The organism is Hoeflea phototrophica DFL-43 (assembly GCF_000154705.2).
Classification (GTDB): domain Bacteria; phylum Pseudomonadota; class Alphaproteobacteria; order Rhizobiales; family Rhizobiaceae; genus Hoeflea; species Hoeflea phototrophica.
In genome coordinates this window covers 3,652,828-3,677,986 of record NZ_CM002917.1, presented here as the reverse complement: position 1 = coordinate 3,677,986, position 25,159 = coordinate 3,652,828, and the positions used below count along the sequence as shown (strand labels likewise).

22 protein-coding genes are annotated in these 25,159 nt (G+C 59.7%); 15 read left to right on the top strand and 7 right to left on the bottom strand.

The window, feature by feature from the left end:
* Genes HPDFL43_RS17335 through HPDFL43_RS17315 form a run of 5 tightly spaced genes read left to right on the top strand, consistent with a single transcriptional unit; the run spans position 1 to position 6,031 of the window.
* On the top strand, positions 1-1,380 hold the full coding sequence (locus HPDFL43_RS17335; RefSeq protein ID WP_040450442.1) for an amidohydrolase: 1,380 nt from the start codon (positions 1-3) through the stop codon (positions 1,378-1,380).
* Between the two features lie 20 nt (positions 1,381-1,400).
* Complete coding sequence (locus HPDFL43_RS17330) at positions 1,401-2,498, top strand: BMP family ABC transporter substrate-binding protein (protein ID WP_040449307.1); 1,098 nt, start codon at positions 1,401-1,403, stop codon at positions 2,496-2,498.
* A gap of 4 nt (positions 2,499-2,502) precedes the next feature.
* Positions 2,503-4,026, top strand: a complete 1,524-nt coding sequence (locus HPDFL43_RS17325) for an ABC transporter ATP-binding protein (RefSeq protein WP_007198694.1) — start codon at positions 2,503-2,505, stop codon at positions 4,024-4,026.
* Positions 4,023-5,123, top strand: coding sequence for an ABC transporter permease (locus HPDFL43_RS17320; protein WP_007198693.1), 1,101 nt, complete (start codon positions 4,023-4,025; stop codon positions 5,121-5,123). Before HPDFL43_RS17325 ends, HPDFL43_RS17320 begins: the two co-directional genes overlap by 4 nt.
* Complete coding sequence (locus HPDFL43_RS17315) at positions 5,120-6,031, top strand: ABC transporter permease (RefSeq protein WP_007198692.1); 912 nt, start codon at positions 5,120-5,122, stop codon at positions 6,029-6,031. Before HPDFL43_RS17320 ends, HPDFL43_RS17315 begins: the two co-directional genes overlap by 4 nt.
* A gap of 21 nt (positions 6,032-6,052) precedes the next feature.
* Here HPDFL43_RS17315 and HPDFL43_RS17310 read toward each other — a convergent pair whose 3' ends face one another.
* A complete protein-coding gene (locus tag HPDFL43_RS17310; RefSeq protein WP_007198691.1) occupies positions 6,053-6,967 on the bottom strand; it encodes a sugar kinase in 915 nt (304 codons plus the stop codon).
* Positions 6,964-7,668, bottom strand: coding sequence for a GntR family transcriptional regulator (locus HPDFL43_RS17305; RefSeq protein WP_040449306.1), 705 nt, complete (start codon positions 7,666-7,668; stop codon positions 6,964-6,966). The genes HPDFL43_RS17310 and HPDFL43_RS17305 overlap by 4 nt, the downstream gene beginning before the upstream one ends.
* Positions 7,669-7,764: 96 nt before the next feature.
* Here HPDFL43_RS17305 and uxaC point away from each other — a divergent pair, with 96 nt between their 5' ends.
* From uxaC to HPDFL43_RS17265, 8 genes are read left to right on the top strand one after another with little or no spacing between them, the layout of a single operon-like run.
* Positions 7,765-9,171, top strand: a complete 1,407-nt coding sequence (uxaC, locus tag HPDFL43_RS17300) for a glucuronate isomerase (RefSeq protein WP_007198689.1) — start codon at positions 7,765-7,767, stop codon at positions 9,169-9,171.
* Between the two features lie 26 nt (positions 9,172-9,197).
* On the top strand, positions 9,198-10,178 hold the full coding sequence (locus HPDFL43_RS17295) for a TRAP transporter substrate-binding protein (protein ID WP_007198688.1): 981 nt from the start codon (positions 9,198-9,200) through the stop codon (positions 10,176-10,178).
* Positions 10,179-10,211: 33 nt separating this feature from the next.
* Entirely contained in the window at positions 10,212-10,772 is a 561-nt protein-coding gene (locus tag HPDFL43_RS17290) for a TRAP transporter small permease (protein WP_007198687.1), read from the top strand.
* Positions 10,773-10,774: 2 nt separating this feature from the next.
* Positions 10,775-12,055 (top strand): TRAP transporter large permease, encoded by a 1,281-nt coding sequence (locus HPDFL43_RS17285; protein WP_007198686.1) that lies wholly within the window; start codon positions 10,775-10,777, stop codon positions 12,053-12,055.
* A 10-nt stretch (positions 12,056-12,065) separates the two neighbouring features.
* Positions 12,066-12,395 (top strand): cupin domain-containing protein, encoded by a 330-nt coding sequence (locus HPDFL43_RS17280; RefSeq protein ID WP_007198685.1) that lies wholly within the window; start codon positions 12,066-12,068, stop codon positions 12,393-12,395.
* A gap of 12 nt (positions 12,396-12,407) precedes the next feature.
* Positions 12,408-13,232 (top strand): 5-dehydro-4-deoxy-D-glucuronate isomerase, encoded by an 825-nt coding sequence (gene kduI / locus HPDFL43_RS17275; protein WP_007198684.1) that lies wholly within the window; start codon positions 12,408-12,410, stop codon positions 13,230-13,232.
* Entirely contained in the window at positions 13,229-13,957 is a 729-nt protein-coding gene (gene kduD / locus HPDFL43_RS17270; RefSeq protein ID WP_007198683.1) for a 2-dehydro-3-deoxy-D-gluconate 5-dehydrogenase KduD, read from the top strand. The genes kduI and kduD overlap by 4 nt, the downstream gene beginning before the upstream one ends.
* A complete protein-coding gene (locus HPDFL43_RS17265) occupies positions 13,929-15,395 on the top strand; it encodes a mannitol dehydrogenase family protein (RefSeq protein WP_007198682.1) in 1,467 nt (488 codons plus the stop codon). Before kduD ends, HPDFL43_RS17265 begins: the two co-directional genes overlap by 29 nt.
* Before the next feature lie 48 nt (positions 15,396-15,443).
* On the opposite strand, the gene HPDFL43_RS17260 is transcribed toward HPDFL43_RS17265, so the two are convergent.
* Positions 15,444-15,914 (bottom strand): winged helix-turn-helix transcriptional regulator, encoded by a 471-nt coding sequence (locus tag HPDFL43_RS17260; RefSeq protein ID WP_007198681.1) that lies wholly within the window; start codon positions 15,912-15,914, stop codon positions 15,444-15,446.
* Positions 15,915-16,134: 220 nt separating this feature from the next.
* On the opposite strand from HPDFL43_RS17260, the gene HPDFL43_RS17255 reads away from it, so the two are divergent.
* Together HPDFL43_RS17255 and HPDFL43_RS17250 are read left to right on the top strand one after the other, a co-directional pair.
* A complete protein-coding gene (locus HPDFL43_RS17255; RefSeq protein ID WP_007198680.1) occupies positions 16,135-16,572 on the top strand; it encodes a universal stress protein in 438 nt (145 codons plus the stop codon).
* A 31-nt stretch (positions 16,573-16,603) separates the two neighbouring features.
* Positions 16,604-18,136 carry an alanine/glycine:cation symporter family protein gene (locus HPDFL43_RS17250; RefSeq protein WP_007198679.1) on the top strand — a complete coding sequence of 511 codons (1,533 nt, stop codon included), beginning with the start codon at positions 16,604-16,606 and terminating at the stop codon, positions 18,134-18,136.
* Positions 18,137-18,236: 100 nt separating this feature from the next.
* On the opposite strand, the gene HPDFL43_RS17245 is transcribed toward HPDFL43_RS17250, so the two are convergent.
* From HPDFL43_RS17245 to HPDFL43_RS17230, 4 genes are all read right to left on the bottom strand, one after another.
* On the bottom strand, positions 18,237-20,522 hold the full coding sequence (locus HPDFL43_RS17245; protein ID WP_007198678.1) for a TRAP transporter permease: 2,286 nt from the start codon (positions 20,520-20,522) through the stop codon (positions 18,237-18,239).
* Between the two features lie 150 nt (positions 20,523-20,672).
* Positions 20,673-21,650: a TAXI family TRAP transporter solute-binding subunit gene (locus HPDFL43_RS17240; protein ID WP_007198677.1), complete on the bottom strand. Its 978-nt coding sequence runs from the start codon at positions 21,648-21,650 to the stop codon at positions 20,673-20,675.
* 194 nt (positions 21,651-21,844) lie between these two features.
* Positions 21,845-23,179, bottom strand: a complete 1,335-nt coding sequence (locus HPDFL43_RS17235; RefSeq protein WP_007198676.1) for a sigma-54-dependent transcriptional regulator — start codon at positions 23,177-23,179, stop codon at positions 21,845-21,847.
* Positions 23,179-24,996 carry an ATP-binding protein gene (locus tag HPDFL43_RS17230; protein WP_052093229.1) on the bottom strand — a complete coding sequence of 606 codons (1,818 nt, stop codon included), beginning with the start codon at positions 24,994-24,996 and terminating at the stop codon, positions 23,179-23,181. Before HPDFL43_RS17230 ends, HPDFL43_RS17235 begins: the two co-directional genes overlap by 1 nt.
* Positions 24,997-25,159 lie beyond the last annotated feature (163 nt).

The window sequence follows — 25,159 nt, the reverse complement described above, 5'->3', positions numbered from 1 at the left end:
ATGAGCGGCTATCTTCTGAAAAACTGCGAAGCCGTGATTCTGGAGGAGGGCGCAGGGCCTAAGGTCCATCGCAATATTGACCTTCTCATCGTCGGGCCGGCGGTTGTTGCGGCCGGGGCCGGTCTTGATGCGACCCATTCAATGGATGGCATCGCCACGGTCAAGGCTGATGGCTGGTTTGTCTATCCGGGGCTGGTGAACACGCATCACCATTTCTTCCAGACCTTCGTGCGCAACCGGGCGGATCTGGACTGGACAAAACTCTCCGTGATCGAATGGCTGGACCGGATCTATCCGGTCTTCTCGCGGCTGAACGAGGATTGCTTCTATCACTCGTCGGTGACCGCCATGTCGGAGCTGATCAAGCATGGTTGCACGACGGCGTTTGATCACCAGTACTGCTTTCCCAGGCATGCTGGCAAACGGATCATCGACCGGCAGTTCGAGGCGGCGGAGCTTCTGGGGATGCGGTTTCATGCGGGGCGCGGCGGCAACACGCTGCCAAAATCGGAAGGCTCCACGATCCCCGACGAGATGCTCGAGACGACCGATGAATTCATCGCCGACTGTGCCCGGCTGATCGACAGCTATCATGACGGTTCGCAGTTCAGCATGCGTCAGGTGGCTGTTGCGCCCTGCCAGCCGGTCAATTGCTACCGGGAGACATTCGTTGAATCGGTTGCGCTGGCGCGGGACCGGGGTGTGTTGATGCACACCCATGTGGGTGAGGGCGAAAGCCCGGTGATCGAGGCGCGGCACGGGATGCGCACGGTGGATTACTGCGCCGAACTGGGCTTTGCCGGGCCTGATGCCTTCTACGCCCATTGCTGGGAACTCACCCATGACGAGCTCAGCAAGATGGCAGCTGACGGGACCGGCGTGTCGCATTGCCCGGAACCGGTCTATCTCGTCGGTGCTGAAGTCACCGACATTCCGGCGATGTCGGCATTGGGCGTGCGCGTCGGCCTGGGATGCGACGGTGCGGCTTCCAATGACAATTCCAACCTGATGCACTGTGTGCATTCGGCCTACATGCTGCAGTGCCTGGTGGCTTCGACCCGTGAGCATCAGGTGCCGGAGCCGGCCGAATTTTTCCGCCAGGCGACCAGCGGTGGTGCGTCGCTGCTGGGGCGCAGCGACATCGGGCGACTGGCGCCGGGTATGGCCGCAGATCTGTTCGCCATCGACACCCGCCGCATGGATTATGTCGGCACAAGGCACGACCCTTTGAGCCTCTTGGCCAAGGTCGGCATTGGCATGCCCACCGACCTGACGATGATCAACGGGCGCATCGTCTGGTCGAAAGGCGAGTTTACCGGTCTTGATGAGGCAAAACTGTTTGCCGATGCCGAGGCCGCACTTTCAACCGTGGAATTCTAAACACTCGACAGGAGACAGGCATGACACACAAATTGACACGACGGACACTCATGCAAGGTGCCGCAGCGACCGGCCTTGCAACCGCATTTGGCGGCAAGGCTGCGCTTGCCAGCGAACCGCTGGGTATTTCACTGGTGATCCCGTCGCCGGTGGCCGATGTGGGTTGGGGGCATGCCTTGAAGGCCGGTCTCGATCCGGTCATCGAGGCCTATGGTGATGCGGTCAAGCTGACGGTCATCGAGAACATCTTTGAAGGTCCCGATGCCGACCGGATCATGAACAAGACCGTTGCGGACGGAAACAACTTCCTGATCGCCGGTTCCTTCGGTTATCAGAACGGCGCGCTGCAGATTGCGCGGCGCAATCCGAAGGTCTCGGTGCTGCATGCATCGGGCTTCAAGGTCGCGCCGAATTTCTCGCCGTTTGCCGCGCAGTATTCCCAAGGCACCTATCTGATGGGCATGGCTGCCGCAGCCGTCTCCAAGACCGGCAAGCTCGGTTCGGTGTCCGCTTTTGCCATTCCCGAACTGATCACCTCGATCAATGCCTTCACGCTTGGTGCGCAGGCGGTCAATCCGGACATCGAGGTCTCCGTCGTCTGGCTCAATTCCTGGTTTGATCCGGCCAAGGCGCAGGAAGCCACCAAGGCTCTGGTGGCACAGGATTGCGACGTGATCTTCTCCAACGCGCAGGACACGCCGTCGGTGATCTCGGCTTGCGAGGAAGCCGGTGTCTACGGCTTCAACCTGAACTCCTCGATGAAGGCCTATGCGCCCAAGACCTATCTGGGCTGTGTGCTGACCGATTGGGGTCCGTATTTCAAGGCGCAGGTGGATGCGCATCTTGCCGGCACATTCGAGGGCAAGAGCGCATTCCTCGGTGTTGCCGACAAGGTGGTCGAGGTTGTCGACTGGAGCCCGGATATCCCGGCCGACATGATGGCCACCATCAAGGAAACCGAAGCCAAGATTGCCGATGGCAGCTTCTCGCCCTTCACCGGTCCGATCATGAAGGCCGATGGCAGCGAGGGTGTTGCAGACGGTGTCACGATGAGCGAGGCCGAGGTCGTCTCGATGGACTGGCATGTCAAGGGCGTGACCACGCCGCTGCCGAAGTGAGCTGATGACGGCTCCCCTTCTTTCGCTTCGTGGCGTTTCGAAGAGCTACGGCCAGATCCATGCCAATCAGGGCATAGATCTGGACGTGGCGCCGCAATCCATTCACGCCATTCTTGGCGAAAACGGCGCGGGCAAATCCACGCTGATGAAGCTGATCTATGGTGTGGAGATGCCGGATACGGGCGAGATGCTGTGGGAAGGGGAGCCGCTCAAACTGACCTCGCCGGCGGTGGCGCGGCGCTACGGAATTGGCATGGTGTTCCAGCATTTCTCGTTGCTGGAAACACTCACCGTTGCCGAAAACATTGCGCTTGTCATAGACGGGCGGAAGGCCGAACTGATTGAGCGCATCACCACGCTGGGCCGGGAGTTCGGCCTGGAAGTCGATCCGCTTGCGCATGTTCACGCGCTTTCGGTCGGCGAGCGGCAGCGTGTCGAAATCATTCGCTGCCTGATGACCAATCCCAAACTGCTGATCCTGGACGAGCCCACCTCGGTGCTGCCGCCGCAGTCGGTGACCAAGCTGTTTGAGACATTGAAGAAGCTGCGCGACAGCGGCGTGTCGATCCTGTTCATCTCCCACAAGCTCGAGGAGATCCGGGCCGTATGCGATCACGCGACCATCTTGCGCAGTGGCCTGGTGACCGGAAATGTTGATCCGCGCGAGCATGATGCCCATGATCTTGCGCGGATGATGATCGGCCGGGACATGCCCGAGCCCGCGCCGGCCAAGCCGGTGGATCTGGGCGAGGCGCGGCTCGAACTTTTTGGTCTGTCGCATCAGACGGATGATCCGTTCAAGGTGTCCCTGTCCGAGATCACGCTTTCGGTTCGTTCCGGTGAAATCCTCGGAATCGCGGGGATTTCCGGCAATGGTCAGAGCGAACTCTCGGCCTTGATTTCCGGTGAGACGGTGTTGCCCGAAATGCAGGCCGAGCAGATCCAGATGATGGGGCAGCCGGTCGGCCAAATGATGCCGGCGCAACGCCGGAGCCTCGGCTTCGCCTTTGTTCCGGAAGAGCGGCTTGGGCGCGGGGCGGTGCCTGAACTGCCGCTGGTCCGCAACAGCCTGCTGACGGCTCATCCTCTCGGTCTGCTCAGCTATGGTCTTGTCGACAAGGCGAAGGCCAGGGCTTTCACGCAAGGCTGCATCGACGATTTTGATGTTCGCACCTCCGGGCCCGATGCCGAAGCCGGGTCTCTGTCGGGCGGAAACCTGCAGAAATTCATTGTCGGGCGCGAAATCAAGCTGGCGCCCAAGCTTCTGTTCGTCGCCCAGCCCACTTGGGGCGTGGATATCGGCGCCGCGTCCGCCATCCGCCAGAAGCTGATTGCCCTTCGCAATGAAGGTGTCGCGATCCTGGTGATTTCAGAAGAACTCGAGGAGCTGTTCGAGCTTTGCGACCGGATCCAGGTGCTGCATGCCGGGTCGCTCAGCCCTTCGCTGAACAAGCGCGAAACGCGGCCCGAGGACATCGGCCGCTTCATGATTGGTGCTGAAGCCGGCAAGGAAGCGATTGCGGGATGAGTTGGTTGGCTTCGATGTTCGGTTTTCGTCTGGTCCGCCGTGAACGGGCTTCGCTGATGATGACGGCGCTGGCGCCGGTGGTGGCGCTTGTGGCGGCAACCATTCTCAATCTGGCGCTTTACCTGATTATGGGAAAGAACCCTGTCGGGGTCTTCTACGCAATGCTGCTTGAGCCGTTTCTATCCTGGTACGGCTTCTCTGAGGTGTTGTTGAAAATGGGGCCCCTGCTTTTGGTGGCACAGGGGCTGGCCATCGGCTTTCGTGCCAAGATCTTCAACATCGGGGCAGAGGGGCAGTTCATTCTCGGGGCCATTTTCGCGTCAGCCATTCCGGTGATGTATCCAGAAGCCACCGGTGTCTGGATATGGCCCGCGATGCTGTTGCTGGGGGCTGTGGGCGGGGCGCTTTGGGCGTCGATCACCGCCTTCTGGCGGGCACGTCTGAATGCCAATGAGATTCTGGTCTCGCTGATGCTGAGCCTGGTGGCGGCGCAATTGCTCAACTATCTGCTGCTCGGCCCCTGGAAGGATCCGGCTGGGTTCAATTTTCCGCAAACCGTGATGTTCCAGTATGACGCGATGCTGCCGATCCTGTTTGAGGGAACGCGGGTCAACATATCGCTGCTGTTCGGTCTGTTCTTCTCCGTGCTGGCTTTCATTTTCATGCAGCGGAGCTTTCAGGGCTACAAGCTGGAGGTGGGCGGTCTGGCGCCGGCCGCCGCGCGCTATGCCGGGTTTTCGGAATCCCGGACGATCTGGCTGTCACTGCTGATCGGTGGCCTGGCGGCCGGTTTTGCTGGCGCTGCGGAAGTTGCAGGTCCAATCGGGCAGTTGCAGCGCTCGATTTCGACCGGCTACGGATATGCCGGTATCATCGTTGCCTATCTCGGCGGCCTGCATCCCATCGGCATCGTGTTCGCCTCATTCGTCATGGCGGTTCTCTATATTGGCGGTGACAATGCCATGGTTTCTGCCGATCTGCCGATTGCGGCGGTCCGTGTGTTTCAAGGCAGCATCCTGCTTTGCTATCTGATCGCCTTCACCTTTGTCCGGTACCGGCTGGAATGGGTTGATCAGCTCAAGCGAGGTGAAGCATGAACGCGATCGAGTTTGTTCTCGCCGGGATGCTGGCGGCGGCCACACCGTTTCTGCTGGCTGCGCTGGGCGAGCTTGTGGCCGAGCGCACCGGTGTTTTGAATCTCGGCGTTGAAGGCATGATGGCGCTTGGCGCCGCGATTGGCTTTATCGTGGTTTACAATGGCGGCGGCCATTTTGCCGGTTTCATTGCAGCCGGGATCTCGGCCGCTATGTTGTCGCTGCTGTTTGCCTTTGTTGCCATCGGGCTGCAGGCCAATCAGGTGGCGGCGGGTCTGGCGATCGGGATCCTGGGGCAGGGGCTTTCGGCCCTGTTTGGCAAATCCTATGAAAGCCTGACGATCCGCGGGATCCCGAAAATTGAAATCCCGGGTCTCTCCGATCTGCCGCTTGTGGGCGGTCTCTTCACCCAGGACATTGTCGTCTGGTTGTCGTTGCTGGCGACCCTCGGTGTCTGGTTTGTGTTCGCGCGCACCAAGACAGGCCTGATCCTGCGGGCCGCGGGCGAAAATCCCAAGGCCACTCACTCCATCGGTTATCCGATCATCCTGATCAGGGTGTGCGCGGTGGCTTTAGGCGGTGCCATGGCAGGGTTTGCCGGAGCCTATGCGTCGACGGTCTACACCCCGCTCTGGGCTGACGGCATGATTGCTGGACGCGGCTGGATTGCGATCGCGCTTGTGGTCTTCGGGACCTGGCTGACAGGCCGGATCTTCCTGGGCGCCTGTCTCTTCGGCGCCGTCTCGCTTGCCGGGCTTGCCGCTCAGACGACGGGTGTGGAACTGCCATCGCAGCTGCTTGCGAGCCTGCCCTATCTGGTGACGATCATCGTGTTGGGGATCATCTCGTCCAACCGCCGGCTGCTCAAGCTGAACGGCGTGGCATCGCTTGGTGAACCCTACAAGCCCTGACCCGGATACGGGTTGCCCCGCTCAAGCGCTTGTTAGGCCCTCGGGATCGACCAGCGCACCATGGCGTGTGATGACCTTCGCCGCCAGCTCGGCCCCTGCGGCAAGAGCCCGGGGGAGATCTTTGCTGTCGAGATAGCTTGCCAGAAAGCCAGCGTTGAAGCTGTCGCCGGCGGCCGTGGTGTCAACGATCTCACTCACCGGGGCAGGGGTGAAATGTTCGATCTTGCCCTTGTCCAACGCGATCATTGGGCCGGCACCGTTCTTGACGACGACAAGGGGAACGCCGGCATCGGCATAGCGCTGTGCGGTTGCCTCGAGCGTCTTGTCGCCGAACGCCAGAGCATCGTCGTCAAAGGAAGGCATGACGATGTCGCTGACCTTGGCTGCGGCGATCACCGCATCGCGCATAGTTTCGGGGGTGTTCCAAAGCCGCGGTCTGAGGTTCGGATCGAAGACAATGGTCGCACCGTTTTGGCGTGCCTGTGACAGACTCCCAAGCAGCGTCAGGCGGTGTGCGGGTGACAGGATCGCTATGGTGATTCCTGAAAAAAATATCACCTGCGCCGACCCGAGAGCTTTCGCCAGGGCGGCACGGTCGGCGGCCAGTTGTCGCGCTGCGGAGTCCGACCGCCAATAGGCGAAGCTGCGCTCGCCGTTGCTGAGTTCTATTAGATAGAGCCCTACCGTGCGATCCGGGAGCTTGCGGATGTGGTTGGTGCGGATACCTGCCGTATCCATGAAGCTGCACATGCGTTCCGAGAGCGCGTCCTGTCCAACAGCCGTGAAATAGGCAACGTCCCAACCGGGCCCAAGAGCGTGCTTTGCGTACCAGGCGGTGTTGAGCGTGTCGCCGGCAAATCCAAGCTGATAGTCACCGGTGCCCTTTGGGGCCATCTCGACCATGCATTCGCCGATCGACAGGAATGTCTGCGTCATGCATCGCTCTCGTCTGCGAAATACTGAACATGATCGGCCCTGATCCGGACTATCTGCTCCTTGATGCGTGAGAGGTGCTTGCGCATGTACTTCATGGCACGTTCCTCGTCGCGGGCCCTTATGGCCTCCATCACTTCAACATGATCATTGAAGGCGTCATTGGAGGCAAAGGAGAGGGACAGAAACCGTACCCGGTCCATATGCGCCTTGTTTTCGCGAATGATATCCCACGCGAAGGCAAGGCCCGAGCGCTCGCAAATCTCTCTGTGAAACTGATCGTCGAGCTGATGAAAACTCACTGGGTCGCTTGCCTTGACCGCCTTGTGCTGCGCATCGAGCACGGTATCAAGCCCGCTGAAGTCTTCAGGCTTAAGCACCCGGCACGCGGTGCGCACCGTTTCGGCTTCAATGGCGTTGCGGATGAAGCGTGCCTGCAGCACTGCGGCTGAGGAAATGTGGGACACAAGGGTCGCGCGTTGCGGGCGGATCGACAGGAACCCGAGCTTGGACAGGCGGTAGAACGCGTCTCTGACCGGCTGGCGTGAAACGCCGAGGGCCTTGGCGACTTCAGCCTCCGACATCTTGGTGCCGGGCGCCAACTCCAAAAGAATAATCTGACTGTGCAGTTCATCAAAAACCGTGTCCGCGACAGACGGGCGGTTGAGTGGTTCGAGGGCCCGCAAAGGGGACGATACGGACATGCGGTCACTCCGTTGACTTGAATTGCATACTAGCATATTACATTACTAGTTTGATTGAAAGACCTGCAAAAAGAAGGTCCGCCTGGGAGGGTTAGATTGACACAGTTGGCTCCTGACAGATTGTTTCCGGTCGATCCGCAAAGCCGCGGAATCGCCCGTGAACTCTATCAGAGTGTCGCCGACATGCCGATCATCAGTCCGCATGGGCATACGGATCCGCGCTGGTATGCCGAGAACAAGCCGTTTCCCGACCCTGCGCAACTTTTCATCACGCCTGACCACTATGTCTTTCGGATGCTGTTCTCGCAGGGCATCAGCCTTGAAAGCCTCGGTGTGCCGCGGGCCGATGGCGGTCCCACTGAAACCGATGGCCGTAAGATCTGGCGGTTGTTTGCCGAGAACTATCATCTGTTTCGCGGCACGCCTTCGCGGCTGTGGCTCGATCATGCATTCCAGGATGTGTTCGCGATGATGACGCCAGTGTCGGCGGCGACGGCTGACGAGACCTATGATCATCTTGCCGACTGCCTGGCCCGTCCCGAATTCCTGCCGCGGGCCCTGTTCGAGCGGTTCAACATCGAGGCGATTGCCACCACCGAGAGCCCGCTTGATGATCTGCGCTGGCATCAGATGATCAGGGACAGCGGCTGGCAGGGCAGGGTTGTGACGGCCTATCGTCCGGACGCTGTCGTCGACCCGGAATTTGCGGGATTCGCTGAGAACGTGGAGCGGTTCGGTGAGTTGACCGGCGAAAACACGTCGGACTGGGAAGGCTATCTGCGCGCCCACCGCATCCGCCGCGCCTTTTTCAAGTCCTATGGGGCCACCTCGTCCGATCACGGGCATCCGAGCGCGCGCACCGAAAACCTTGCCGCTTCCACCGCTGCTGCATTGTTTGCCAAAGCGCTCAAGGGTGCGTGCTCGGCCGAGGAAGCGGATGCTTTCCGTGGCCACATGTTGACCGAAATGGCGCGCATGAGCCTTGAAGATGGGTTGGTGCTGCAGATTCATCCCGGCAGTTTCCGCAACCATTCAGATCCGATTGCGGCGGCGTTTGGCCGTGACAAGGGCTTCGATATTCCCACGCGCACCGATTATGTGCGGGCTCTCAAGCCGCTTCTGGATGCTGTCGGTCTGGAACCCGATCTGACCATCATCGTGTTCACCCTGGATGAAACCAGCTACGCGCGTGAACTGGCCCCGCTCGCAGGCGCCTATCCGGCACTCAAGCTCGGTCCGGCCTGGTGGTTTCATGACAGCCCCGAGGGGATGCGGCGGTTCCGTGAAATGACGACGGAAACGGCGGGTTTCTACAACACCGTCGGCTTCAATGACGACACCCGTGCCTTTTGTTCCATTCCTGCCCGCCACGATGTCGCGCGGCGGGTGGATTGCGCTTTCCTCGCCACGCTGGTCGCCACCGGGCGGCTGTCGAACGAGGATGCTTTTGAGGTCGCAAATGACCTCGCATACCGGCTTGCAAAGCAAGCCTATCGGCTCTGAGAGCCATTCTGGGAGGAGAATGAACAATGAAACTCATGAAAACACTGACTGGTGCTCTGCTGGCCACGGCTGCGATGGCCATGGCCGCCGGCGCCTGCGAAATGACCCTGAAATCATCTGATACGCATCCGGATGGGTATCCCACCGTTGAAGCCGTCAAGCACATGGGCAAGCTTCTCGAGGAGCGCACCGATGGGCGCATCTGCATCGAGGTGTTCCATTCCGCACAGCTCGGCCAGGAGAAGGATACGATCGAACAGACCAAATTCGGCGTGATCGACATGAACCGCGTCTCGATGGGACCGTTCAACAATCTTGTCGAGGAAACCAAGGTTGTGTCCCTGCCTTACGTGTTCAAGGGCGTTGACCACATGCACCGCGTCATGGACGGCCCGGTCGGTGAAGACATCCTCAAGGCTTTTGAACCGCATGGCTATGTCGGTCTTGCGTTCTATGATGGCGGCTCGCGCAGCTTCTACAACAAGGTCAAGCCGATCAAGTCGATCGAAGATCTGGCGGGCATGAAGATCCGCGTCATGCAGTCCGACATCTTCGTGGACATGATGACCGCACTGGGCGCCAATGCCACGCCGCTGCCTTACGGCGAGGTCTATTCCTCGATCCAGACCGGCGTCATCGATGGTGCTGAAAACAACTGGCCGTCCTTTGAATCCTCAGGCCACTTCGAAGTTGCCGGTTACTACACACTGGACGAACACCTGATCGTTCCGGAGGTCCTGGTGATGTCCAAGGCATCCTGGGACAAGCTTTCGGCGGAAGACCAGACAGCGGTGCGTCAGGCCGCCAAGGATTCCGTTCCGGTGATGCGCGAGATGTGGGTCGCCCGTGAAAAGGCTTCCGAGGAAAAAGTCCGCGCTGCCGGTGTCGAGGTGATCACCGAGATCGACAAGGCGCCCTTCATGGCCGCGATGGACAGCGTCTATGAAAAGCATGTCACGTCGGACAAGCTCAAGGACATGGTTGCCCGCATTCGCGCAACCGATTGATCACTCGCTTGAGGCCATGGCGGATTGCCCGCCATGGCCGTTCCCTTGTCCCGTATTTCGGGGGTTGAAGTGCAGGATATGATGAAAGCTGTCGCGCGGGCCTTGCGCCATGTCGCGCGTGTTGCGCTGTGGCTGGCTGCTGCCGGACTCATTTTGATGACGGTGTTCATCACCGCCCAGGTGGTCGCCCGCTACATCTTCAATGACTCGCTGGTCTGGAGTGAGCCAGCGGCTGTCATCCTGATGGGCTGGTTCATCTTTCTCGGTGCTGCGGTCGGCATCAGGGAAGGCTACCATCTTAGCTTTGATGTGCTGCTGTATTTTCTCCCCGAGACCGCCAAGCTCTGGCTCTACAGCATTTCCGACCTTGTCGTCGTGGGCTTCGGGTTTGGCATGGTGTGGTTTGGATCCCAGCTGGCGCTGTCGGCCTGGGACGTCAAGCTGCCGTCGCTGGGTATTTCCGGGGCCTTCGATTTCCTGCCGATTGTTGGCGGCGGTGTTCTCGTCGTGCTGTTTTCGCTTGAGCGGCTGGCCCGACGGGCCGCCGGCATGCCCACCGCTCGCTTTGGCGAAGCAGATCTCGTGGAAGACTGATCATGGAAGTCTGGATTCTCTTTGGAACCTTCGTGTTCCTGCTCCTGATCGGCACTCCGGTGGCCTTCTGTCTTGGCGTGTCCTCATTCGCGACGGTTCTCTATCTCGGCCTGCCGCCGGTGGTGGTGTTTCAGCGCTTGAATTCCGGGGTTTCGGTTTTTGCACTGATGGCCATTCCGTTCTTCATTTTTGCGGGCGAACTGATGGTGCGCGGGGATATCGCGCGACGGCTGGTGGCCCTTGCCGGGGCCATGGTCGGTCACATGCGCGGAGGCCTGGGACAGGTCAACATCACCGCTTCCGTTCTGTTCGGCGGCATCTCCGGCTCTGCGGCTGCGGATGCGACCGCGATCGGCGGACTGATGATCCCGCAGATGAAGGAAAAGGGCTACAGCGTCGAGTATGGCGTCAATGTCACGGTGGTCTCCTCGATCATCGCGCTGATGCTGCCACCGTCCCACAACATGATCATCTATTCGATCTCCGCCGGCGGTCGCCTGTCGATCGCGGATCTTTTCACGGCCGGTATCATCCCCGGCCTGTTGCTCGCGGTTTCCTTGATGATCACCGCCTGGTTTGTTGCCCGCAAGGCGGGGTATCCGACCGAGACGTTTCCCGGCTGGGCCATGCTGGGGGCGATTTTCTTCAATGCGATCCCGGGCATCCTGCTGATCGTCATCATTTTCGGTGGCGTTCGCTCGGGCATCTTCACCGCTTCCGAGAGCTCCTGCATTGCCGCGGTCTATGCGCTGCTGGTCACGACGCTGGCCTATCGCACCATGCACTGGGACAGTTTTGTGGAGGCGACAAAAGCGGCCGTTCGTACCACCGCCATGGTGCTGCTGGTGATCGGCTGCGCGGCGTCCTTCGGCTGGCTGCTTGCCTTTCTTCGAATTCCGGCTGAACTCGTGACATTGATGAAGGCGGTCTCGGACAACCCGATCATCATCCTGCTGATGATCAACCTGGTCCTGTTGATGCTTGGCACCTTCATGGACATGTCACCGCTGATCGTCATCACCACACCGATCTTCCTCCCGGTCGCCGTTGCCTTCGGTGTGGATCCGGTGCATTTCGGGGTGATCCTCGTTCTCAATCTCGGCATCGGTCTCTGCACGCCTCCAGTTGGCACTGTGCTTTTCGTCGGCTGTGCGGTCGGCCGTATCTCCGTCTGGGATGCGATCAGGACGATCTGGCCATTCTACGGGGCCGCGGTCTTCACCCTGTTGCTGGTGACCTACATTCCTGCGCTGTCACTCTGGCTGCCTTCGCTTTTCCATTGAGGTTGAAACCATGATCCTGAAATCCTTCCCCGAAGTTCCCGCCGATCCGGGCGTCACCCGGCAGGTCCTCAGCGACAGCCCGGAATTGATGGTCGTCGCCTTCCGCTTCAACGCGGAAGGGGCGGAGGGCAAGCTGCACAGCCATCCGCACGTGCAGTCCACCTATGTGGAATCGGGACGCTTTGCCTTCACCGTAGCCGGTGAGACCTTCGAGGTCGCGGGCGGACAGAGCTTTGTCATCCCTTCCAATGCGGTGCATGGATGCCGTTGCCTGGAGCCGGGAACCCTGATCGACACGTTTGCGCCGCGGCGCGATGATTTTCTCACATCCAACCCATGAAGGGTATTGCCCATGTTGACTGTTGAAACCCGCCACGCCATCGATCCGGCCACAGCCAAAGGCCTCGATACAGCTGGCTTGCGCTCGCACTTCCATGCCGATGGCCTCTTTGCTGACGGCGAAATCCGGCTTGTCTACACCCATTACGACCGGCTGGTGCTGGGTGGCGCCGTACCTGCTGGCGGTTCGCTGGTTCTCGACCACGTCAAGGAATGCGGCACGCCCTCGATTCTTGACCGCCGTGAAATGGGGATCCTCAATATCGGCGAGAGCGGCACGGTTTCGGCTGGCGGAACGGATTACACCGTCAACAAGGGCGATGTGCTTTATCTGGGCATGGGATCTGGCCCGGTCACGCTGTCGGGCGGTGGACGGTTCTACATTCTCTCGGCGCCGGCGCACCGGAGCTGCCCAAGCAGGCTGATCCGGATCGAAGACGCGCGCCGGGTCGAGATGGGGTCGGCTGAAACCTCGAACGAGCGGGTTATCCTGCAGTTCCTGCATCCGGAAGTGGCCGAGAGCTGCCAGCTTCTGATGGGTTACACCCAGTTTGCACCCGGCTCGGTCTGGAACACCATGCCCGCGCATCTGCATGACCGGCGCATGGAAGCCTATCTCTATTTCGAGCTGGATGCGGATCAGCGGGTCTTCCATTTCATGGGGCAGCCCGACGAAACCCGCCATCTCGTGATGGCCAATGAGGATGTCGTGATCTCGCCGCCCTGGTCGATCCATTGCGGTGCGGGCACCGGCGCCTACACCTTCTGCTGGGCGATGGCTGGCGACAATGTGGACTTCACCGATATGGACATGGTCGCCATGGGGGATCTTCGGTGAACGCATTTTCCCTCGATGGAAAAACCGCTCTGGTGACGGGCGCCAATACCGGCATCGGCCAGGCGATCGCAATTGCCATGGCGCGCGCGGGTGCTCAGGTGATCTGTGCGGGACGCCGGTCCTGCGCTGAAACCGTGGCGCAGATCGAAGGCGGGCGCGAGCTGGTCCTCGATTTCGCCGACCCGATGGCGGCCCGCGATGTGTTTGCGGATGAAAAGATCGATATTCTGGTCAACAATGCCGGCATCATCCGCCGCGCCGATGCGACGGATTTCAGCGAAAGCGACTGGGATGATGTTGTCGACGTCAATTTGAAGGCGGTGTTCTTCACCTGTCAGGCCTTCGGCAAGGCGGTACTGGCCCGTGGTGGAGCCGGGTCCATCGTCAATATCGCGTCGCTGCTGTCGTTTCAGGGCGGGATCCGGGTTGCCTCTTACACGGCTGCAAAGCACGGTGTTGCGGGGATCACCAAGCTCCTGGCCAATGAATGGGCCGCAAAGGGCATCAATGTGAACGCCATTGCTCCGGGCTATATCGAGACCAACAACACAGAGGCGCTGCGCAACGATCCCGATCGCAACAAGGCGATCCTCGAGCGGATTCCGGCCGGGCGCTGGGGCGAGCCGGACGATATCGGCGAGGCTGCCGTGTTCCTGGCGTCGCCGGCTGCCAAATACATCCATGGTGCGGTTCTCAATGTCGATGGAGGATGGCTTGCCCGCTGATCCCGAAAGGCTTCGCCGGTCTGCTGCCCCCAAGGTTGGTGCAGGCATCGTTCATCTCGGTCTCGGTGCCTTTTTCCGGGCCTTCGGCGCGATCTACATTGAAGATGCCGTTCGCACGTCCGGTGGCGACTGGGGGATCATTGGCGTGAGCCTGCAAAGCGCAGGCACCCGTGACAAGCTTGCCGGGCAGGATTTCGTCTACAATGCGGTCACCCAGAACAATGATGGCACGGAAAGCCACCGGACCGTCGAAATCATCCGCGATGTGCTGGTCGCGCCTGAGGATCCGGAAGCCGTGGTTGCCGCAATGGCAGATCCGGCAATCCGGATTGTGTCACTGACGGTGACTGAAAAGGGCTATTGCCACGATCCGGCAACCGGAATGCTGAAGCTTGATCACCCCGACATCCGGCATGATCTGTCAAATGCTCTTCCAAGGTCGGCGCCGGGATTTCTGGTCCGGGCCTTGCAGCGGCGACGCGAGGCGGGCGTGCCGCCGTTCACCGTTCTGACCTGCGACAACCTTCCCGAAAATGGCAAGCTGGTTCGCCGGGCGGTCATCGATCTGGCCCAACAGATTGATCCCGCGCTTGCCGGCTGGATCGGCGAACAGGGCCGGTTCCCATCCACGATGGTTGATCGGATTACCCCCGCGACCAAACCGGAGGATGTCGCAAGTCTTGGCCGGAAACTGGGTTATCTGGACCAGGCGCCGGTGATGTGTGAACCGTTCCGGCAATGGGTGATCGAGGATGATTTCGTGCCTTCCTATGGCGACAAGGCGCGCCCCGATCTGGCCGTCGCCGGCGCCGAACTGGTTCGGGATGTCACCGCCTATGAGCTCATGAAGCTCAGGATGCTCAACGGCACCCATTCCTCGCTGGCCTATCTCGGCTATCTGGCCGGCCACGAAACCATTTCCGATGCGGTCGCCGATCCGGCCTTTGCCCGGTTCGTCAAACGGCTTTGGCGCGAGGAGATCATTCCTTCCTTCAAGGCGCCGGACGGTGTGGATCTCGCGGCCTATGCGGATGCGCTGTTTGAGCGTTACTCCAACATTGCCATTCGCCACCGGACCTGGCAGATCGCCATGGATGGCAGCCAGAAGTTGCCGCAGCGCATCCTGGGCACGATTTCCGACAATCTCTCTGCTGGCCGCGAGAGCCCGGGACTTGTGCTCGCGGTGGCCGGATGGATGCGCTATGTCGGCGGGATCGATGAAAAAGGTGAACCGATAGAGGTCAAGGATCCGCTGGCGGAGAGACTGCGCGCGCTTTCCGGTCAGGCCGGGACACCGGAGGAAAAGGTCGCGGCCTTGCTCGGTGTCCGTGAGGTCTTCAGCGCGCAGATGGCAGAGGCCCTGCCGGTGCCGCTCACGAAAGCCTATGCGCGGCTCTGTGACATTGGCGCACGTGCTTGTGTTGGTGAAATTGCTTGAGATGGAGTTTGACCGGATGGGCTGCGGGGTATTCCCGCCGGAATTGGTCTAGGCCGGCAGTTCGATCACCTTGGTTTCCTTGACTGACTCCATGACCGCGAAAGAGTGGGTCTGTGAGACCGATGGAAGCTGGGAAATCTGATCGCCAAGCAGTATCCGGAACTGATTGATGTCACGTGTCCTAACCTTGAGCATGTAGTCAAAGGGGCCGGCAATCATCAGGCACATCTGAACTTCGGGAATGAGTTTGACCGCACGGTTGAAGTCCTCAAGCGAACTGTCGCTGGTTTTCGACAGGTTCACATGCACGATCATGACATGGCCCATGTCGACCTCTGTGGGCGCAATCGTAGCCCCATAGCCTGAAATGACACCTTCGCGTTCGAGCCGCTTCACCCGCTCCGAGCACGGGGTCTTGGTCAGGTGCACGCGCTCTGCCAGGTCCACAATGGAGATCCTGCCATTGGCCTGAAGTTCGTTGAGAATGCGCCGATCGATATGGTCTAATACCCTTCTCATTTGGTCTTTTTTCCCATTTTGAGCCTGAAAAATGGCCTAATGTCTTGAATATAGACCAACAAAAGGCCCATCGGCTAGTCCTTTCGACTAGTATTGCTATTGGGGGGCAACCCGTATTGCAGTTGTCAGCCAGGGCCGGGTTTTATTTCAATAATTGATCAAAGCGGGTTGTGTTTCCCGGTGTCGGCCTGGTTGTAAAAACAACAGAGAGGGACATGAAATGGGAACAAAATTGATTGTTGGCCTGGATGGCCACGGGTCCGGCGACAGGGCCGTGACCTATGCACGAAAGCTGGCGGGGCTGATCGGGGACTGTGAGCTTCTGCTCGTTTATGTCGTCGAGTGGTCGCCTTATTCCTTCCAGACAGCGGAAGAAAACGAGCAGCGTCACAAGCGTCGTGAAGAGGAGATTTCAACAGCGATGCAGCGGGTGGTCGATCCTGCTGTGGCCAAGCTGCATGCCGACGGCGTCAAGGCTTCGGGCAAGGTGCGGCATGGCGATGTGGCTTCCATTCTGATGATGGTTGCTGAAGAAGAGGCTGCCGAACAGATCGTGGTCGGGCGGTCGTCGGAAGGCGGCTTTGCAAAGCGCATCTTCGGCAGCGCAACTTCCAATCTCGTGATGCAGGCCTCCGTACCTGTCACCGTCGTCAACTGAGGGGATGATTATGACTTTTCTTCGTAAAATCATGCCGTTGACTGTTGCGGCAACAGGGCTGACCAGTGTGGCTCAAGCTCAGGAAGCGATGTCCTTCGACCAGCAGGTCAATGAGGTCTTCGCCGCCGTCACCGGCCCGTTTGTCAGTTTCATTTTTGCACCGATCCCGGGAACCGGTTTTCCCTGGATTGTGATGTGGCTGGTAATCGCAGCCTCGGTATTCACCATCTATTTCGGGTTTGTGCAGTTCCGCTTCTTCGCGCATTCCATAGGGCTGGTGAAGGGCGACTATTCCGATCCGAATGATGCGGGTGAGGTCAGCCATTTCCAGGCACTGGCGACGGCGCTGTCGGGAACGGTGGGGCTTGGCAACATTGCCGGTGTCGCGGTTGCCGTGGGCATCGGCGGTCCGGGTGCGACATTCTGGATGATCCTTGCCGGATTGCTCGGCATGGCCTCGAAGTTCACCGAGTGTACCCTGGGTGTGAAGTACCGCAACGAATATGAGGACGGCACGGTCTCCGGCGGTCCGATGTATTACATCTCGAAGGGCTTTGCCGAACTCGGGCTTCCAGGCGGCAAGATCCTGGCGGTGCTGTTCTCGATCTTCTGTATCCTCGGCGCCTTTGGTGGCGGCAACATGTTCCAGGCCAATCAGGCCCATGCGCAGATTGCCGGTATCGTTGGCGACTATCCGGGCTGGATCACGGGTATCGTGTTTGCGGCTGTTGTCTTCGCGGTGATTGTCGGCGGCATCAAGTCGATCGCCAATGTGACCGAGAAGGTGGTGCCGTTCATGGGCATTCTCTATGTCGGTGCGGCACTGGTCATCCTTCTGGTGAACTATGACATGATCGGCTGGGCGTTCGGGCAGATCTTCGCCGGCGCCTTCACGGGTCTGGGTGTTGCGGGCGGTTTCGTCGGCGCGCTTATCCAGGGCTTCAAGCGTGCAGCATTCTCCAATGAAGCAGGTGTCGGCTCCGCCGCCATCGCGCACTCGGCGGTGAGAACCAAGGAGCCAATCACCGAAGGGTTCGTGTCACTGCTTGAGCCGTTGATCGACACGGTCGTGATCTGCACCATGACGGCGCTGGTCATCACCATTTCGCAGCAACTGATCGTGGATCCTGCCACCGGGCTCTACCAGCTCAACGAAGCCGGCACTGCAATCGCAACGGTCGGTGATGTCAGCGGTGTGGCTCTGACCTCGGCGGCGTTCGGATCATCGATCAGCTGGTTCCCCTATGTGCTTGCTGTCGCGGTGGTGCTGTTTGCGTTCTCGACGATGATCTCCTGGTCGTATTACGGCCTGAAAAGCTGGACCTATCTGTTCGGTGAAGGCAAGAACACGGAACTGAGCTTCAAGATCCTGTTCTGCGTGTTCATTGTCATTGGAGCGGCGGCCAGCCTCGGGCCGGTCATCGACTTCTCCGATGCGGCGATCTTCGCAATGGCAGTGGTCAACATCTTCGCCCTCTACTTCCTGATGAAGGTGGTGAAGAAGGAGCTGATCTCCTACAGCGCAAGGCTTGAGGCGGGCGAAATCCGCAAGTTCAAGCACTAGAAGGTTTCACCATGATGCGCTGAGAGGCGCTTTGTGAAACCACGGATCAAACAAACAGAAGCGCCGGTGTAGATGCCGGCGCTTCCTTTTGTTTGAGCTGTCAGTCCGCGCCGCGCACCGGGATGCCAATACCGGGCTTGGGTTTCAAGAAGCGCTGAATGAAGAACACGGCTGCTGCCGTCCCCAAGCCTGCGATATCGCTGTAAAGACCGCCTTCGATCATCAAGAGCGCAGCCACTATCAGGGCTACGCGCAGGAACCAGGCGGCAACGTTGCCCAGGAACCAGCCCTGAACACCGGAGCTCAGCAGGAACACGCCGACGATTGCCGTTCCGGCCGCGCGCAGGATTTCCAGCGTGGTTCCATCCATCAGGAGCGATGAGTTGTAGAAGAACATGAACGGTACGATGAAGGCTGCCAGACCGAACTTGAAGGAGGTTACGGAGGTGGCCATTGGGTTGGCACCGGATATGCCCGCGGCCGCGTAACTTGCCAGCGCGACGGGCGGGGTGATCGCCGAGAGCACCGCGAAATAGAACACAAAGAAATGTGCTGTCAGAAGCGGGATGCCGAGTTGCACCAGACCTGGCGCCACCACAGAGGCCGCAACCGCGTAGGCCGCGGTCGTCGGCATGCCCATGCCGAGCAGGATGGCAATGCACATGGCGAAAAACAGGGCCAGAAGCTGGCTCGTTGCGGCCAGATCAAGCAGCAGGCCGGAGAAACGTGCGCCGACGCCGGTCAGGCTGATCACACCCACGATGATGCCGGCGCAGGCGCAGACGGCGATGATCTGGATCGACATCACGCCGGCAAGCTCAAAGGCCTTGATGATCGATCTCAATCCCATGCGGTGTGGTGTGAACCACGAAACCACTGCCGCCGACATGGTGGCGAGCGTTCCAGCACGGATCACGGAATAGCCCATGAAGAGGGCCACGATCAGGATGATGATCGGGACGAACAGATAGACCCGGGTGATCATCTCCTTGATCTTGGGCAGCTCATCATCGCGCATGCCGCGCATGCCGAGTTTTGCGGCCTCGAAATCGACCATGAAGAAGATCGATACGAAATAGAGGACCGCCGGAATGATCGCGGCGATAGCGATGTCCTGATAGGGAATGCCGGTGATTTCGGCCATGATGAAGGCGCCGGCGCCCATGATCGGCGGCATGATCTGGCCGCCGGTAGAGGCGGCCGCCTCGATCGCGCCGGCGGTTTTCTTCTCGTAGCCGACCTTTTTCATCAGCGGGATGGTGAGCGAACCTGTGGCGACGACATTGCCTGCCGAGGTGCCATTGATCATGCCCATCAGGCCGGAGGCGAAAATGGCGACCTTTGCGGGACCGCCACGCGCCCGGCCTGCGGTCGCGAAGGCGAAGTTGACGAAGTAGTCGCCGACTTTCGAGGCCTGCAGAAAGGCTGCAAAAATGATGAAGAGAATGATGTAGGTCGAGGACACCGCGGTGGTTGGCCCGAGGATCCCGGCGTCGGAATAGACATGGCCGAAGAAGCGCTGCCAGGTGTAGGCGCTCTGAACCGCGAGAATGCCGGGCAAGAGGTGAGCCGTGAAGGTGTAGACCAGGAACACGGCGGTGATGATGACGAGCGCCAGGCCGGCAACCCGCCGGGTGAGTTCAAGGATCATCGCCGCACCTGCCGTGGCCGCGAAGGCGACCCCGATCGGTACGAAGGTGGTGCCGACGGAATTGCGTGCTGCGGTGCCGTAGATCGCGATCAGGTAGCCAGCAACAACGATGCCGCAGAGGGCCAGAACGACATCGGATGCGGCGAAATGCGCCCGTTCGCGGCGTTCGAACCAGCCTGTCACGATGGCGCCGAGTGTGGCGATCAGAAGCGGGATGCCGAACCAGTTGACCTCGGTCTGGAAAATTTCGGTGCCGGGGAAGGCGGCCCAGGTGGTCAGCCCGCCCATTTCCGGCAGGGTTCCGGAATTGATCGTCTGCACGAAGCCGATCACGGTGGCAGCAGCGACGACCGCGGGCACCAGAAACAGAATGGCCAGAAGCGAAACAAGCCTGGTTTCTTTCGGTGCGGCGGTATCGGACCGGAAGGTCTGTGCTGAAAAGAGCAGGAAGCCCAAAGCAAGAGCACCGGCGATGTGCGCGATGCGGAAGTTCCATGTTTCCATCGGGAATTGGGGCAGGAACGGGATGACTATTCCAGTCCATTCCGAGATCGAAACGCCGTTGAGGGCGATCATGTGAAAGGCTGCGTAAAGCGCGGACAGCGCTGCAATCAAAATGTAGGCCCGTCCGGTGAACAGCCGGCGATTGCTCTCAATCGGCTCTTCGTCCACGCCCTCGGCAAGCACGGTTGTGGCAACCTGGTCTTCGACGGTTTCATTGATCTGGTTTGTCATTTTGCTTCCCCACGCAGGATGCGCTTGTTTGTGCGCAACTCCTCGTTACCACTTATAGCAAACCGCGCCCGGTTGGGGGACGCGGTTTGAGCAATGGTCCTGTGCCCGCTGTTTAACGGGCACAGGATGTCTTCTATTTTCGTGAGCGGATCAGCCGCCGTGGATCATGTCGGCTGCGATGTCAGCACCGGCATTTTCCTTGAACCAGCGTGCTGCACCGGGATGCCATTTCATCACGGTATTGCGGTCCCAGAATTCAGGCAGGCTCGAGCGCGCCGCACGGTGTGCGGTGACCATGCGCTCATTGTCCGACATCACGGCATTGACGACGCCGTAGACGAAGGTCTCCGGCAGATCGCAATTGGCGATGGCGAAGTTCCACATCGACACCGAGCGGGCAGGTGCCGTCAGCGTGGTGTAGGCGTCAGCCGAGATTTCGAAAGGAGATACCGGGAAGGCTTCGGCAATCTTGGCCTGTTCTTCCTCGGTGAACTCGATGATGTTGATCTCGGTCTGAACTTCGAGCTGAGAGACTGCCGGAACCGGCACGCCGGCTGCGAAAGCAATCACATCCAGAAGGCCGTCCTGCAACTGACCGCCAAGGTCAGACCAACCGCCGTTGCGGCGCTCGAAATCCACGCCGAGAGTTTCCATCATCCGCGGGAAGTAGGTGTCCGAGGTCGATCCGGCCGGGCCGAAACCGATCTTGGCGCCTGCCGGAATGTCGGCAACAGACTTGATGCCGGATGACGCAAGCGTCGTAACCGAGAACGGGGTCTGGTACATCGGGAACATGGCGCAGGCATTGGTCATCTGAAGACCGGGCGCGATCGGATTGGTTCCGGCAAGCGATTCCGCCGCCGGGCCCATTGTGGTCATGCCGAAGGCTACTTCGCCGGTGTGAACCAGAGCCATGTTCTGCATTGGACCGCCGGTGACTTCGGCACCGCCGGAGACGCCGAGATCCTCAGCCGCAATGGCGGCCCAACCCGAACCGTAACCAAAATAGGTGCCGCCCTGTGAGCCGGTGCCGACGGTGAAGCTTTCAGGCCAACCGGTCTTGTCCTGTGCGACAGCTGGTACGACGAGGCTGGCTGCGACGATGGCAGCAAATGATAGTGTTTTCATGGTGTCCTCCAATGGGCGGGATTGTCCCGCAATTTCTCTGTCCGTTCGCCTCCACGAACGACAGAGGTATTGGAGGAGATTGTACTCCAGCGGAAGGGGAAACGAAGAAATAATTGCGGTGTAAAATGAGCTTCTTTGCAAAAACGGGTGGTTTTGGTGACTCACCGGCCTTGCGATGTGTAGAATTTCACCCGTTAATCGTCTTCGCCGAGATCGCCCCGGGTCAATCCATGTTTCTGCATCTTGTCATAGAGTGTCTTGCGCGACAGGCCGAGCGATTCATATGTCTCTTTCAGCCGGCCATTGTTGGCCTGGATTGCGACGGAGATCAGCGCTTTTTCGTGATTGGCCATTTGCTCCGCCAGGGTCTGGCTTTTGGTTTGGGCTGAACCGGTGTCACCCGCCAGCCCAAGCACAAAACGGTCCGCTTCATTTCTGATCTCGCGCACGTTGCCGGGCCAATCCCGTGCCGCAAGGTTGCTCAACAAATGGGACGGGATCTCCGGAGTTGCCATTTTGTAGCGGTCCGCGGCTTCGCCGACGAGGACGGCAAAGAGGAGAGGAATGTCCTCGCGTCTTTCTGAAATTGGGGGCATCTGGATTGTCACGACATTGAGACGATACAGCAGATCCGGCCGGAATTTTTCCTCCTGGACCGCCTTTGTCAGATCGGTTTTCGAGATCGCAATAACGCGGATATCAAGCGGAATTGCCTCGTTGGATCCCAGCCGGGTGACGCGCCTATTGTGAAGGACATCGAGCAACTTTGCCTGTAGCGGCATCGAAAGGGAATCGATCTCATCGAGACACAGGATTCCACCTCGCGCGTGTTCCAGGCGACCCACCCTGGCGCGCATTGAGCCGGGGAAAGCCCCGGCCTCGCTGCCAAACAATTCGCTTTCCATCAAAGCCTCGGGAAGGGCTGCGCAATTGACATGCACAAAGGGTCCCTTGCCGCGGCCGCTGGCGAGATGGATTGCGCGTGCGGCAATCTCCTTGCCGGTTCCGGTGTCTCCGCAGATCAGCACATCCGCCTCTGTTGCTGCAATCGCCTTGATCCGCTGGCGCAATCTCACCATCGGCCCACTGCGGCCCTTGAGGCGGGCTTCGATGGCATTTAGCGGATTGACCTGTTCGCGCAGCGCGCGGTTCTCCAGCGTCACCCGCCGCCATTCCATGGCGCGTCGCGCAGACGTGACAAGCCTTGCCGGCTCACAGGGTTTTTCGAGAAAATCGTAGGCGCCGTCCTTCATGCAGGAGACTGCCAGATCCACGTCGCCATGTCCGGTTACAAGGATCACCGGGATGTCCGGATCAATTTCCAGAACCCGTCGCAGCAGCGTGACTCCATCCATGCCGGGCATCCGGATGTCGGTGATCAACACGCCGTCAAAGTCTCGCGACATCCGGTTCAGCGCATCTTCCCCTTCCGCCAGACAGAGGCAGTCGATCTCCGCAAGCTCAAAGGTTTGCCCGGCGGCGATGCGCAGATGTTCCTCATCATCAACAAACACGACTGTCTGAGACATCACTGGGCCGCCACCTGGATTAAAGGCAGATCTTCTGCGGGGGCACGCCGGAGCTCAACGGTGAAGATCCCGCCGCCGTCAGGGTGGTTGGACGCGGTCAGTTTGCCGCCGAAATCCTCAATGATGTTGTAGGAAATCGACAGGCCCAAGCCCATCCCGGCGCCTGCGTCCTTGGTGGTGAAGAAGGCTTCGAAGGCCTGGTTCAAAGCATCCTGTTTCAGGCCCGGGCCATGATCGCGCACATGGATCGCGACGGTCTCATCTGCACAGTCTATGGAGATGTCCATCAGTTTCTGGCTCTGCCCTTCCATCGCGTCGATGGCATTGGTCATGATGTTGACCAGCACCTGTTGCAGCCGCAACCTGCCGCCCAGCACCCAATGTTCGGTTTGCCCCGAGGCAAAGCTGATGCGGCTTCCGCTTTTGCGGACCTGCGGGTCCATCAGCGCCACAGCCTCGCGAATGACCTCACAGACCGGTATCGCGTTCAATTTGTCCCCGGGCCGGCGGGCGAAATTTCGAAGGTGCCTCGAGATTTTCGCCATGCGATCGGTCATTTCAGAGATGCGGGCGATGTTTGCCTTGGCCTCGGCGGTCCTGTTTCGCTCGATGTAAAGCGCGGCATTGTCGGCATAGGATTTCACCGCCGCCAAAGGCTGATTGATCTCGTGAGACAGGGCCGCGGACATCTGCCCGAGGGCGGCCAGCTTGCCTGCTTGCACAAGATCCTTTTGCGTCTTTCGCAAGCGCTCCTCGGCAATCTTGCGCTCATTGACTTCGCTGCGCAGGCTGATGTTTGCGGTGTCCAGATCCGCGGTCCGTTCCCGGACCATTTTCTCCAGCAGGTCCCTCTGGGTCTGCTCCACGCGAATACGTTCAAAGATGCGCGCCCGGCGCTGGATCAAGGCAAGGGCAGCCAGCGCGATGGCTCCGGTGGCCAGGTTCCAGACGATCAGCGCATAGATCGCCTGCGATGTGATCGGACCAAGCGGGGTCAGGACGATGGCGTGCCATCCGGAAAGACTGAGCGGCTCGCTTTCGGCCAGGTAGTGAATTTCCGAACCGACCTCTCCCAAGGTCACTTCAACCGCGCTTGGCGCGATGACGTTTGCCGAAAACGGGATTGGCGTGACGGCATTGAGAGGAAACTGCCGGGTCTCGGCGATCCGGGCACGAACACCATCAGACAAGGGGGCCAGGGAGCGGAGGCGATAGTCATCATGGCTGGCGAGAAACGCGACCCCGTTGGGGTCGGCGACGATGATCTCCAGCGGGGATCCTGACCATGCGCCCTCAAAGAGCTCGACCGTGACCTTCAAGGCGAGAACACCAATGACGGATATTCCATCGAGGATGGGAACCGAAAAGAAGAAGCCGCGCTCACCCGAGGTCGTGCCGAGTGCGTGAAACTGAGTGGCCTCGCCTGCGAGGGCCTTGTAGAAATAGGGACGGTAGGCGAAATTGTTGCCCATGAACGACCGCTCGTCGCGATAATTGCTTGCCGCGACTGTCGTGCCGGACGGGTCCATGATGTAGATGTCCGAAGCGCCTACTGAGCCTGCGATGTGGCGCAGCTTTTCGTTCACAAACGGCACAATGCCATTGTTGCCGGTCTGGTGAAGAAGATCCCGGAAGATCGGATCGTCCGCGATCAGTCCGGGAATTGGCTGGTACTTGCCAATGGCCTGATCCACTGCTCCGGAGACCAAACGCAGGGTGGATTTCGCGGCAACTTGTGCATCTTTCACGAAGCTCGCCTGCACCTGCGGATAGGCCAGCAGGCTCATCAGGAACAGCAACGCGAAGACAGCCGCCACAATGGGTGTGGCAACTCTTGTTGTTATCCAATGATCTGACGGTCCATTCATTCGAAGAGATATAGCCGATTATCTGCGGGTCAGTTAAGTGATTATCCTGGCGATGACCGCCATCTCCGAAATGGACAGGCTTCCGGTTCCATTCCGGCAATCAGCACCATCG